This is a genomic window from Pleurocapsa sp. CCALA 161, assembly GCF_003003995.1.
Taxonomy (GTDB): Bacteria; Cyanobacteriota; Cyanobacteriia; order Cyanobacteriales; family Xenococcaceae; genus Waterburya.
The window spans coordinates 14,766-28,198 of record NZ_PVWF01000066.1; the positions used below are offsets into that span (position 1 = coordinate 14,766).

The window sequence follows — 13,433 nt, forward strand, 5'->3', positions numbered from 1 at the left end:
TTGATTTAGCAAATTAAAATTGTAGGGCTAATATTGATTCACCAATCCTGAATTTTAAGTTTATGAATTTGCGAATTTTAATCAAATCATTATTTTTTATTTGTTACTTAGGTTTAATTTCTGGTATCCAACCAGATCTTAATGGAAGTTTTACAGTGCTAGCCCAAAATAGAATTGTGTCAGGAAATAATCTGACAAATTTATCCCCACAAGAAAAAGTCAGTCTTAAACAAGGAAAGGTGATCTTAAAAGGGCAAAAGGGCATATATTTAGGTCAAGTTGAGACTTCAGGAAATATCAATGCTGCCTGGCAAGTGTTAACAGATTATGATAACTTTGAGCGCTTTATGCCTAATGTTGCCTCTTGCAAAATCATTTCGAGCAAAGGCGATCGCATTTTGTTTGAGCAGGTAAACGTAGTCGATCTCTGGTTATTTAAACAGAAGTTTACAGTACAGATTGAAGCTATTAAAACTAAACCTAATCAAATAGACTTTAAAATTGTGAAGGGTGATTTAAAGAAACTGGTTGGCAGATGGCAAATTAAGAAAATATCTCCAGATCAAGTTTTGGTTAGTCATACGGTAGAAGTTGAGCCTGGAGATAAGACAGAGAGGCCTCTTTTTTATGGTGTTTATGAAAGTTCTTTAGAAGAAACCTTAAAAGCGATCGCTCAGGAAATTACTAAACGCTCTCAAGTTTAAAGATCGAGATTATTTAGTTCTTCTAGTAATAAAGCTTCTGCTTGTGATTCAGACAAGCTCTCAATATTTAGAAGATTATTATTTATTTCAACATCTCGCTCTTTTTTAATATGTTCACGATTAAATAGTAAAGATAATAAATAATTGCTTAACACTGTAATATTTGGATAATCAAACATAACAGTTGGATATAGCTTAAGATCGTAGCTAGATTGAAGTTTATTTCTTAATTCAACTGAACCTAAAGAATCTAATCCTGACTCCATAAAACCGAGATTTAAATCTATCTTACTTAAATCTTTAATGCCTAATATATTTGCTACTTGTTGACTTATTTGTTTTGTTAATAAAGATTCTCTCTGCTCAGGAATGACAGCAAACAACTGTTGTTTATGCTCATGATTCTTTGTCGATCTAATCTTAATAGTAACCAAATCTTCGTAGTAAGGAGTAACAGAATTATTTTGTGACCACAAATCCCAATTGATCGGCATAACTCCTACCTGTGGAGGTGGGTCTAATAGTAATTGTTCTAAAATTTCAATTCCCTGGTGAGGTTTAATCGACCCAATACCCTTTTGTTTTAAAGCTGCTGTAATTTGAGTATTGGCAGCTAATCCAGTATGTTCCCAAGCACTCCAGTTAATACTAATTGCGGGTAATCCTAGATTACGCCGAACGTGAGCTAAACTATCGAGAAAAGCATTGGCAGCGCAGTAATTGGCTTGTCCTGCCGAACCAATGAGAGAACTAGCGGAAGAAAAAAGAATAAAGCTTTCTAGGTTATATTTTTGGGTTAAATGGTGCAAATTCAACGCTCCTTGAACTTTAGGGGCAAGAACTTGCTCGAAACTATGCCAGTCTTGATAGGTAATAGTGCGATCGCTTGTCACTCCTGCACAGTGAACAACTCCTCGTAAGGGTGGTAACTCAGATTCGATTTGGATTAGAATTTGGGATAGTTGATTTGTATTAGCAATATCTGCTTTAATAAGTTTAACTTGGACCTTGTCTTGAATTTTTTTGAGACTACTTTCTAATTCAGGTTTGATATCATTACGTCCAAGCAAGACAATATTAGTTACCCCCTTAGTTACTAACCATTGGGCTGTCTGTAAACCAATTGCCCCCATTCCTCCTGTAATCAGATATGTACTTGTATATGTTTTGTGGGAAGGAGTTATTCGCGAATGGGTAGGGGTTATTCGCGAATAACCCCCACTATTCATTGCGATAATAATTTTTCCTTGATGTTTCCCTTGCTGCATGTAGCGAAAAGCATCAATAGTTTGCTCTTGAGTAAAAACAGTATAGGGTAAGGGTTTCAATGTTTTAATCATAAATTGCGATCGCTTATGCAATTTAATGTGCAATTCTCTGAGCATTTGCTGGATCAACTCAGGGTTATCTTGGGTGATCTGCCAGAGATCGACAATAGAGTAATTAATACTTGGTGCTACTTGTGCCACCTTGTCCAATGACCAAATATCCTGCTTGCCTATTTCGATAAAACGCCCCTGGTCATTTAATACCGCCATACTTTTAGCAATAAACTCCCCTGAGAGAGAATTCAATACGACATCAACCCCTTTGCCAGCCGTTGCCACCATAATTTCTTCAGCAAAATCAAGACTACGGGAATTCATAATCTGTTTTACTCCCATAGACTCCAGCAATGACCATTTAGAAGTAGAAGCCGTGGCGTATATTTCTGCATCTAGGTGTTGGGCGATTTGAATCGCCGCTAAACCAACTCCCCCTGCTGCTGCGTGAATTAAAACTTTTTCTCCTGGCTGAAGTTTTGCCACATAAACCAAGGTGTAATAAGCCGTGAGGAAAGTTACGGGAATAGTTGCTGCTTCGAGCAAACTAAAAGACGCAGGTTTATTAATAGCTAAGAGAGAATTAACCACCAGATATTGACTAAAACTATGATCGGCAATTGCCATTACTTCATCACCGATTTTAAAGCTAGTTACGTCTTTACCTAATTGAGTAACTATCCCCGCACATTCTAAACCCAGAAATTTTGTTTCATCAGGATATAAATCTAAAGCCACCATTACATCACGGAAATTTAACCCCGTGGCTTTTACCTCTATTTCAATTTCATGATCTTGAGGTTGCTTGCGGTTAACCGATTGCCATTGCAGACTATCTAAATTACCAGGATTATTGATACATAGCTGGAAATTTTCTTTCCTCTGGGTGGGCGATTGGCCCTTCGGGTGAAGCACTTTGCTTATGCCAGGATACCTGTCCACCGCAACTGCTTCACCAATCGCCCACCCAGCCTCGACAATATTTTTCCTATTTTCGCTTCTTGCTAACCTGCTGACATAACGCTGATGATTTCGATAGGCAACCTGTTCAATTTTTGACTCGCAGAGTTCCTGAAAAATATTAGCTGCTGCGTTACCAAGAGAGTCTATATCTATTCCAACACATCGTAACTCAGGATGTTCTAGGGCGATCGCTTTTTGCATTCCCCAAAGACAAGAGTTGCTAATTCCTGGCATAAATTGATCGTGATTTACAGGTTGTGCATTACGGGTAACAAACCAGAAACCAGGATGAGTGGCAGATTGTATTAAAGCCTGTACTAAATATAAACAACTTTGGCACTCTTGCCAGTTTTCCGTACTATCCAGACTCCAGAGGTAGATAACCCCTGTTACCTTGGGGTGTTTTTGAATTAAATCTACAAAGGCTTGAGGATTATTGACAATTGCGTCACGAGGAACAAGATAGCATTGCTGTTGTTGAGTTTCTAGTTGGATAGTTAACTGTTTACCTAGATCTGAACTGTCGGCAAAGATTAACCAAGTCCCAATACTTGTTAAAGAAGTTGGGGCTAATAACGGTTGCGGTTTCCATTGCGGTTGATATAGCCAACTATGCCAAGCTGGGTTCGATTGAATAGCTTGAGATTTTAAACTTTCAATTTTGGCAATTAACTCGCCACTATCGTTATATAGCCAGACATCGGCAATTAAGATTTGCTGCTGATTATGATCTTGCCCTAATTCTAGATAACTCCAGACTTTTGTGCCAGGAAAAGATTGTATCGTTAGTTTTTCCAAACCGATAGGTAGATAAGTTATCCTTTGTAATTCTCTGGGTAAAGCGACAAAAAGTATTTGTAAACAAGCATCTAATAGGGCAGGATGAAAGTGATATGCTTCGCTATTAAGATGATTCGGTAGTTCAATTAATCCTAATGCTTGATTTTCTTTTGCCCATAGTTGTTTTATGCCCTGGAAGCTTTTACCGTAGTTAATTCTATTTTGCTCACAAGCTAAATAATGTTGTTGAACATCTAATTCACTATCTTTTAAACTACTTTTAATTTCTGATAAAGACTTTCCCGCGATTGCCATATTTAAACAGGAAACTGTACCAGAACAATGAAGTTGCCATTCGCCATCATTAGCACTGTGAATTTCCCAATCCCAAGATTCTTGTTGGCGAGATGAAATTGTTTGGATTTCTCGCTCAAACTTTAAGTTATTTTCAAAATATAGAGGGAAGTTAAGATTAATGTCTTTAATTACCAATTGGGAACTTTGATCATGAAATAATCCTAAAGCGATCGCTATTTCTAAATAGGCTGTGCCAGGAAAGATAATTTTATTTTCTAAACAGTGATCTTGTAACCAACTAATTTTGTCTGTTTGTAAATAAGCTTGAAATAATGTTTGTTTTACAGGCGAATCGATTAACGTCCCCAATAGGGGATGAACTTGCTTGGTAATGGATTTAAAATGAGTAACTTTTTTGGGGATATCTAACCAATATCTTTGTCTTTGAAAAGGATAAGTAGGTAAAGATATTTTCTTAGCGTTATAGTTTTGGGTTACAGCTTGCCAGTCGATCTCGTAACCCGCTGTATATAATTGCGATAGGTTTTCTAAGATATATTGCCAGTCTGGTTTATGTGGATTTAAACTTGATAAAAATAAATGATTAAAATGATTACTTTTAGTGTTTAAAATACTTTGAGCTATGCTAATTAAAGTTGGCTTAGTGCCAATTTCTAGAAATATATCTACCTGCTGACTCTCTAAATACTTAATGCTCTTAGCAAACTGAACAGGCTGTAATATATGCTCAAGCCAATAATTTGCTGTAGCTATAGTTTGATCTGCTAATTCTCCCGTAAGATTAGAAACAATTGATATTTTTGGTAGAGCATAGTTAATATTTTTAGCTACTACTTTAAACTCCTCTATCATCGGCTGCATTAAAGGAGAATGAAAAGCATGAGATACATCTAACAATTGAACTTTAATTGATAACAATTCCAATTTACTTGCCAGATTATCAATTTCAGTTTTTAGACCAGATAATACTAAATGTGTCCCATTATCCGCAGCGATACTTATTTGATAATCAAGTAAGTTTTTAAGCTGATTTTTTTGAGCAAAGACAGCCAGCATTGCTCCATTTTTAGGTAAACTCTGCATCAATTTGCCTCTAGCAGATACTAACTTCAAAGCATCTTCTAAACTAAATACTTCTGCAATAGTTGCCGCTACATATTCCCCAATACTGTGTCCCACCATGACATCAGGTTTAATGCCCCAAGATAACCATAGTTGCGCCAGGGAATATTCAATGATGAATAATAAAGGTTGGGCATATTGCGTCTGATTAATGTCAAATCCCTGTAAGGGCGAACGCCCTAAAAGATTCCCTAAAGGATACCGCTTCGCATATGCTTTAGTATGAGCTAGCGCGTCGCTGTTCGTCCCTACGGTGTTGCAAATTTCCCAACAGCGATCGCAACTTTCTTTGAACACATCGCAAATATCGTATAGTTGCCTTGCCATGCCAACATATTGCGAACCTTGTCCTGTAAATAAAAATGCCAGTTTATGATGTTCGATTGGTTCTTTGATAGATATTGTTGCTAGTTTTTCAATTAATTCCTGTTTATCTTGGGCAATAATACCCTGACGATAACTAAAATGATGTCTGCCAATATTACTTGTTAAACAAATATCTTCTAAAGATGCCTGATTACTTTGAATATAATTTTGATAGCTAGCAACTAAAGCCTGTAATGCTGTTTTACTTTTAGCCGATAAAGTTAATAAATAAGCAGGTAATGAAGTATTGTGATGATTTTGCTCAACAAATTCTTCTAAAATCACATGCGCATTAGTCCCCCCAATACCCAAAGAATTAACCCCTGCGCGACGAGGATAAGCATCTGCTTTCCAGTCTTGTAAGCAAGTATTAATATAAAAAGGACTGACAGCAAAATCAATCTGCGGATTAGGCTGATTAAAGTGCAGACTTGCAGGAATCTTTTGATGATATAAACACAGAGTAGTTTTAATTAAACCGACAATTCCCGATGCCATTTGTAGGTGTCCGACATTAGTTTTCACCGAACCTAGCGCACAACCGCTTTTTCTGGTATCATCATGATAGGCTTGGGATAATGCCTTGATTTCGATGGGATCTCCTAATTTTGTTCCTGTACCGTGAGCTTCAATGTAGCTAACAGATTGAGGTAAAATATCTGCATAGGCGATCGCTTCGGCAATCACTCTAGTTTGCCCATCCACATTAGGTGCGAAATATCCTACTTTTGTCCCACCATCATTATTAACCGCCGATCCTTTAATAATTCCGTAAATGCGATCCTCATCTTCTATCGCTTTATCTAAAAGCTTTAACACCACCATCCCCGCACCACTGCCAAAGATTGTACCTGACGCCTCAGCATCAAACGCCCGACAGTGACCATCTGAGGATAAAATCATCCCTTCTTGATAGAGATAGCCCATTTTTTGGGGAGAATGGACGGAAACACCGCCAGCTAAAGCCATATCAGATTCGCCATTAATCAAACTCTGACAGGCTAAATGCACCGTGACCAAAGAGGTTGAACAAGCAGTTTGCACGTTGACACTGAAACCTCGAAGATTCAACTTATAGGATGTCCTCGTGGTGAGATAGTCCTTGTCATTTGCCGTACTGACTTGAAAGCCACCCATCGAGCTTAAATTAATTACTTGCAAATCATCCTGTGGATCGATTTGATGACGATGAGGATAAATATTATTTAAGAGATAGGTATTAGTTGCTGCACCACCATAAAGGCCGATCTCACCTTGATAATTAAGCGGATCGTACCCTGCATCTTCCAAACTTTCCCAGGCACATTCCATAAATAAACGCTGCTGAGGATCTAATAATTGAGCTTCTTTAGGACTATAGCCCCAAAAATTGGCATCAAAGTTTTCGATATCATCTAAAATTGGGCTAGCTTTAACATAATTAGGATTTTTAACTAATTCTGGGTCAACACCAGAATCAATTATCTCTTGATCGCTAAAAAAGCGAATGGATTCTACTCCACAACACAAATTAGACCAAAACTCATGAAGATTATTCGCCCCAGGAAACCGACAAGACATACCAATAATAGCGACATCTTTATTGCCTCTAGCTTTACGGTGCAATCCCCGAAGTTTCCCCTGCTGTAGGGCAATAGATTCTTGATCGCTATGCAAATAATTAGCTAAAGCAGCAATAGTAGGATACTGAAACAGCAACACCGCAGACAGCTCATATTCAGGAGTAAGCTTGCTCAATACCTGCATCAGCAACAAAGAATTTCCCCCCAACTCAAAGAAATTATCTTTAACTCCAACCTTGTTAAGCTGCAAAACTTCTTGCCATACCTCTACCAGTCGCTGTTCGATCCCATTACTTGGTAACTCCTGTTGACTTAAACTGCGCTGGTTAAATAACTCTTCAACTTGAGCGATAACACCCTCAAACTCACCCGCAGCAAATCTTTGACTAAGTTGCGATCGCATAATCTTGCCAATCGCCGTCTTCGGTATAGTCTCTGGAGGTAAAGGAATAATATAAGTAGGAGTAACTCCAATTTGAGTAAAAACACTCCTGCGAATCCTCTTAACTAATGCTCTTAACTCGTTAGCCTGATAATCCGTATGAAAAAAAACCGCTATTTGCTCTTGTTGGTTAGAATCAATCACGCCACAGGCAGCAGTATAGGAAATTATTACTCCTGCGATCGCTTCAACAACTGATTCAATCTCGTGACTATAATAATTAACCCCATTAATAATAATTACTTCTTTATGTCGCCCAGTAATTGTTAATTGTCCCGATTCTAAAAAGCCCAAATCTCCCGTATCAAACCAGCCATCATCAGTAAATATCTGCTCATTTAATTCTGGCTGCTGATAATATCCTGCGGTTATCGTCTCCCCTTTTACCTGTAATAGCCCAATGCTACCGTCAGAAATTACCTGATGCTCTTCATTCACAATCCTTAAAGATACCCCAGGAATGGGCGCACCAACGGAGACAAACTCCCGCTGTAAATTGAGATAAAAATCCTGAGAGTGGACTATTCCCGACGTAGTTTCCGTCATCCCATAGCCAGGGCTAATTACTTGGGGTGCTAAACCAAAGGGCGCAAGTAATTCAAGAAAACCCTCTGTAGTCTTACCGACAACCGCCTCTGCACCATTGCCCATCCAGCGTAGACAAGATAAATCCCAATTAGGCTTAACTGACTTAACTATATTACTTAAATGCCTGAGCTTTTCATTTACCAAATTATAGGCAAAGTTTGGACTCCAGGTAGCAGTAACCCGATATTGATGGATTAAATTCAGCCATTGCAGAGTATCTTGAAGAATAATCTCACGTTTAACTTGAATTTGCTGACAGCCCAAATATACTTCCGTTAAATGGAACATTACCAAACTAGCAACGTGTTCCAACGGCATCCAGTTCAAAGTAATATCCTCTTGAGCAAGGTGATTTACCGTAGCCATGCCGTAAACGCTGGCGATTAAATTACGGGCAGATAACATCACCCCTTTAGACTTCCCTGTACTGCCCGAAGTCAATAATAACAACGCCAAATCATCCAAATTACCCTGATGCCAATGGCGATCTCGATTGCTATCTAATAAATCCTCAACTTGTACCGTAGCAATACCCTCTAGAACCCTTTCAGTAATTACCAAAGCAGCATTGCATAATTCCCTAGTTTGCTGAAGCTTACGGCGATTACCCTCTGGAGATACTGCGCGATCGCCACTAAGATTTTCCCCTAAAGGAATAGGTACAAACCCACCCAAAAAACAGCCCCACAAACAAACAAAAAAGTGTCGCGGTTGCAGTTGAAGGATCACCCGATCTTGTGGTTGTAAACCTCGTTGACGTAAACCTTTTAAAATACGTTCAGCAGCTTTGAGTAAATCGCTGTAGGCTAAAAAATCTGTTGCGTTATTTTCAGTTGTTAAAACAATTCCCGTCGAATATTCAGCAGCCCGTTCCAGCATTTTAGGTAAATTAGTACTAAAAACCGAACTCGGCAAAACAGCGCCATGACTGAGAGAAAGATTAACTGAATCCTGTTTTGACAACTTATTCATAGAATTAAACGCGACTCGCTCACTACCGAAAAATGAAATTTAAAGTTACTTTATAGCAAATTAGTCCCAATTCAGGTGACATTTACTTGGGAAAACGCACTTTAGATCCCAAATTTGCGTATCTTATAATATTGCAGTAATAATGTTTGGTGATGAAACAGATCCCTCTCACTATTTTTGACGAAACTCTAAGAGATGGAGAACAACAGGTTGGCATTTTTTTTGATGCCCAAACCAAAATCGATCTGGCGCGACTAATCGCCAAAACTGGAGTCCATCATGTGGCATTGATGCCTGCTATCCATCCGACAGAGGCAGAGTTAGTCAAGAATTTAGTCGCTCGCAATCTTCCGCAGATCGCAGCTTCAACCATGATGGGCAAAAGTCATATCGACCAATCCCAAGCCTGTGGAGTCAAAACAATTATTTTGTTTAACGCTGTTAGCGATCGCCTTTTAACTTTAAGAGCTTCTTCCCCCCAAAATACGGCTACAATTAACCAGATCCGCGACAGGATGCTAGATCTGGTTTTAGCCAATCTTCAATATGCTGCTGATCGGGGATTAAAAATTTGTTTTGCTGCCGAAGATGCCAGCCGTGCCGATTTTGATTTTCTAATAGAATGTATCAACAAATTCCAGCCTTATATCGAGCATTTTATTCTTTGCGATACCGTCGGCATTCTCACCCCCGAAGATACTAAACTGTGGCTACGCAACCTAATCGAGTTCACGAGGGATAAAACACCCCTCTCTGTCCATTTCCATAATGATCGCGGTTTAGCCCTAGAAAATACAATTCAAGCAGTATTAGCTGGTGCTACGGGTGTTTCAGGCACGTTTGGCGGGATTGGCGAAAGAGCAGGTAATGTTGCCCTAGAACAGGTGCTTAATGGCTTAAAGCTACGCTATAGCTGGCACATTGAAGGCATTAACTACGATGCCCTAACAAAAGTAACTGAATACTTATCTAGTAAAGGCTTTAGAGCTAATACCCCCTACTCCATCGAGAGTTTGCGTTATGAAACGGGAATTCATGTCGATTCCCTATGTAGCGATCGCTCTAGCTATTATTTATTTACGCAAGGACAACCCGAAATCTGGTACGGCAAGTTTAGCGGGGCGAGTAATTTCCAATATCTGTTTGAACATTGTCTGAAGCAACCCGAATCTCAGGAAAAATATCAGGAATTTCGCGAGAAAATTAAAAATATCGCGATCGCCCAAAAACGCTCTTTTGATCAAGCTGAAACTTTGAAGCTGTTGGGATATTAAGCAATAGACTTTTTGCACAAATTATCTAAATCACTCAAGAAATCGTGACCATCTTAAAACTCAAGTTCACAGTGATGCAATCTCACTTAAATCTATAATGCTTTTGTTTCCTAGTTAATGCTAGACTATCTGATACAAAATTATTTGCTTAATATTAGTCAATTAATTATGAATTATAAGTTAAAATTTATAGATTTATTTGCTGGTTTAGGAGGTATGAGATTAGGTTTAGAAAAAGCTGCCAAAACAGTAGGAATTGAATCAGAATGTGTTTTCACTTCAGAAATAAAACCGAGTGCAATTATAACTTATCTAGAAAACTTCAACGAAAATAATATTCAAGGAGACATTACAGAAGTTTTACCTCTAAATATTCCAGATTTTGATATTTTACTAGCAGGATTTCCTTGTCAGCCTTTCAGCAGTGCAGGAACAAGACAAGGCTTTTTGGATACTAGAGGAACTTTATTTTTTGAAATAGAAAAAATTTTAAAAGACAAGCAACCTTTTGGATTTATTTTGGAGAATGTTGAAGGTTTAGTAGATCATGACAAAGGTCGTACGTTAGAAATAATTTTAAAAAAGCTACAAGACTTGAACTACCGAGTAAACTGGAAAGTATTAAATGCTAAAGACTTTGGTATTCCTCAAGATAGAAAAAGAATTTATATAGTTGGAACTAAAAATTACTTAGTATCTTTAGACTTTTATCAAAAGAAACAATCTAAATTATCAAATATTCTTAATCAAGATCAACCATTACTTGATACTGAATTTACCAGAATAATCTTATCTCATTATCAAGTTGAGCAATTATATGGAAAAGCTATTAAAGACAAAAGAGGTGGTAATGACAATATTCATAGTTGGGAGCTTGAATTAAAAGGCAAGGTAACTAAGGCACAAAAAGAACTTTTAAACTTATTACTCAAAGAAAGAAGAAAAAAAATCTGGGCCGAAAAAAAAGGTATTAAATGGATGGATGGAATGCCTCTAACTTTGGAAGAAATTGCCAGTTTTTATAATACTAATACTTTGTTTGAATCTAATAATCTTCAAGAGATGCTAGACGATTTAGTTGATAAAGGCTATTTGAGATTTGAATATCCTAAAGATTTGCTAGAAAAAATTACAAGAGATGGTAAGGCTATAAAAAAAAGGCAATATCGTACGGATTTGCCTCAAGGCTACAATATTGTTGTTGGTAAACTCAGTTTTGAAATCAATAAAATATTGAATCCTAATCATATTGCACCTACTTTAGTGGCAACAGATATGGATAGAATAGCAGTTGTTGATGGTCAAGGCTTACGAAAATTAACAATCAGAGAAGGATTAAGATTATTTGGATTTCCAGAGAATTATCAAATAAATTTACCTGATAAGCAGGCATTTGACTTGTTAGGTAATACAGTAGTAATTCCTATTATTGAATGTATTATGGAAAGAATCATTGTACAAAAACTAATTTCTATTCCAAATCAAACTTATAAGCTTTCTCCCGTATGTTCAAAGTAATTTTGTCTAAATCGATCAATCCACTCAGAATTATCAATACTAGTTTTAGGATATTTTCGTAGTGTTTGAGATAAAGCTTCAACAAAATCGTATTTATTATTGAATGGACTAAACTTAGCTCGACCAGAATACCAAGAAATTGGTCTGATATTATAAATAACATTTTGCTTAACTTGGCATTTTACTGGATAGTGAGTTGAAGCTCCTGTAATTTCCCATATTTTTTTTAACCAAAGATTGTTAATACTAAATTTTGAATCTATGAGTTCATAAGCAAATATTAAATAATCAGCATCTAAGCGATAAGGGTAAGAAAGTAAAGATCTACAATATGCTTCAAAATTAGAGCAACATCAAAATTAGCTGAACGATTATAGTCAAATGTTTTAACTTCTAATAAACTCTTTTTGTCTGAGATTTCATCTAATAAGAAATCTGGGAACTCTTGAGTATTTATTACAGTTCTAAATTTTATCTTTTTAGATCTCATCCATGCTGCAAGCCATTCTTGAAATAAATGACCAATAGCATCTTTAGCATTGATATCTACTGAGATACCAAGAAAATCGAAAGATATTGTTCCTTGACTACTTGTAATTTCTTCTTTAATCAGTAAATCATAAATCTCATTAGCAGTAGAAAACATAAATTTAGTCAAACATAATTTATCATGAGTACTTTATAAAGTTCCCTAATCATCACCCAAAAAGACACTTTATATTATTTTAAAATCAGCATCCCCAATTTAATGCGCTTTTTGGTTGAGTAAAATATGCAAGTCAGATTGCGCTAAAGCACGTTTTACCCTTGTGGTATATACCTTCGGATATCCTGCTTGACAGGAAACTTTAAGAGCTTATAGCTTACAGCCTATGGCTAAAGGTAGTTAACCAACAACGTAGTCTATTCAATTAAAAACTGCTGTAATGCATTTATATTTCAATATTGACCATAATTTAGTTTTCAGGTAAATAATTAGGATTAAGAGTTTCGTCCAAGGTAAAAGGAGATTCTGGAGAAAAAGTATTCAAAGGTAATTCTGTTTCATCCGCTGCCTGTTCCCTTCCATCTTGATAACATTCAGAAAAAACTTCTTCACAATAGCCTTTTAAGCTGGGACTAGCAGAGAAAGCTTTTCTTAGTCTGCGTCGATGTTCTCTGATACTGGATTTCCAACTATTAGATCTTTTCTCTGGCTGATATTTATATTTGAGTAAGTGTAGCAACACAACTACTAAGTAGCTTTCAATTGCTCGTTTCTCACTTCTGCCCATGTCCTCAATTTCTTCAATTAAATTGGCTGTATCTACCTCGGCAAGTTTACCTTCAGAGATCAGTTGAGCAGTGTGTGATAGCCAAAGATAATAATCTCGGTCGTAGAGATTTGCTGAGTCAGTAGCAGACGATAATTGAGTAGTCATCTAGTCATCTGACTCCTCCCGTGGAGACCCCCGCTAAAACCGAGGCGGGTGTATTGAGCGCAGCGAATACCGCCTCGGTTT

Annotated in this window: 6 protein-coding genes and 1 pseudogene; 3 read left to right on the forward strand and 4 right to left on the reverse strand. The window is 37.2% G+C overall.

Going from position 1 to position 13,433, the window contains the following annotated elements:
* Positions 1–176: 176 nt before the first annotated feature.
* Positions 177–704, forward strand: coding sequence for an SRPBCC family protein (locus C7B62_RS15710; RefSeq protein WP_158260694.1), 528 nt, complete (start codon positions 177–179; stop codon positions 702–704).
* Here the strand turns inward: C7B62_RS15710 and C7B62_RS15715 are convergent.
* Positions 701–9,139, reverse strand: coding sequence for a type I polyketide synthase (locus C7B62_RS15715; RefSeq protein ID WP_106238520.1), 8,439 nt, complete (start codon positions 9,137–9,139; stop codon positions 701–703). The two genes, C7B62_RS15710 and C7B62_RS15715, sit on opposite strands and share 4 nt — an antisense overlap.
* Positions 9,140–9,291: 152 nt before the next feature.
* Here C7B62_RS15715 and C7B62_RS15720 point away from each other — a divergent pair, with 152 nt between their 5' ends.
* Positions 9,292–10,413: a LeuA family protein gene (locus C7B62_RS15720; RefSeq protein WP_106238523.1), complete on the forward strand. Its 1,122-nt coding sequence runs from the start codon at positions 9,292–9,294 to the stop codon at positions 10,411–10,413.
* A gap of 168 nt (positions 10,414–10,581) precedes the next feature.
* Positions 10,582–11,931 carry a DNA (cytosine-5-)-methyltransferase gene (dcm, locus tag C7B62_RS15725; RefSeq protein ID WP_106238538.1) on the forward strand — a complete coding sequence of 450 codons (1,350 nt, stop codon included), beginning with the start codon at positions 10,582–10,584 and terminating at the stop codon, positions 11,929–11,931.
* Here dcm and C7B62_RS27165 read toward each other — a convergent pair.
* The 3 genes and pseudogenes from C7B62_RS27165 to C7B62_RS15740 all read right to left on the reverse strand — a co-directional run.
* Positions 11,901–12,215 (reverse strand): annotated as a pseudogene (locus C7B62_RS27165) (NgoBV family restriction endonuclease); the annotation flags it as partial. The gene dcm and the pseudogene C7B62_RS27165 sit on opposite strands and share 31 nt — an antisense overlap.
* An 11-nt stretch (positions 12,216–12,226) precedes the next feature.
* Positions 12,227–12,577, reverse strand: coding sequence for an NgoBV family restriction endonuclease (locus C7B62_RS15735; protein WP_106238527.1), 351 nt, complete (start codon positions 12,575–12,577; stop codon positions 12,227–12,229).
* A 310-nt stretch (positions 12,578–12,887) separates the two neighbouring features.
* Positions 12,888–13,352, reverse strand: a complete 465-nt coding sequence (locus C7B62_RS15740) for a DUF29 domain-containing protein (protein WP_106238531.1) — start codon at positions 13,350–13,352, stop codon at positions 12,888–12,890.
* Between the last annotated feature and the right edge of the window lie 81 nt (positions 13,353–13,433).

Bases quoted from the DNA above. Each gene is read 5' to 3' on its own strand.
- C7B62_RS15715 (WP_106238520.1), bottom strand. From the start codon at position 9,139: ATGAATAAGTTGTCAAAACAGGATTCAGTTAATCTTTCTCTCAGTCAT.
- C7B62_RS15720 (WP_106238523.1), top strand. From the start codon at position 9,292: ATGAAACAGATCCCTCTCACTATTTTTGACGAAACTCTAAGAGATGGA.
- dcm (WP_106238538.1), top strand. From the start codon at position 10,582: ATGAATTATAAGTTAAAATTTATAGATTTATTTGCTGGTTTAGGAGGT.
- C7B62_RS15735 (WP_106238527.1), bottom strand. From the start codon at position 12,577: ATGTTTTCTACTGCTAATGAGATTTATGATTTACTGATTAAAGAAGAA.
- C7B62_RS15740 (WP_106238531.1), bottom strand. From the start codon at position 13,352: ATGACTACTCAATTATCGTCTGCTACTGACTCAGCAAATCTCTACGAC.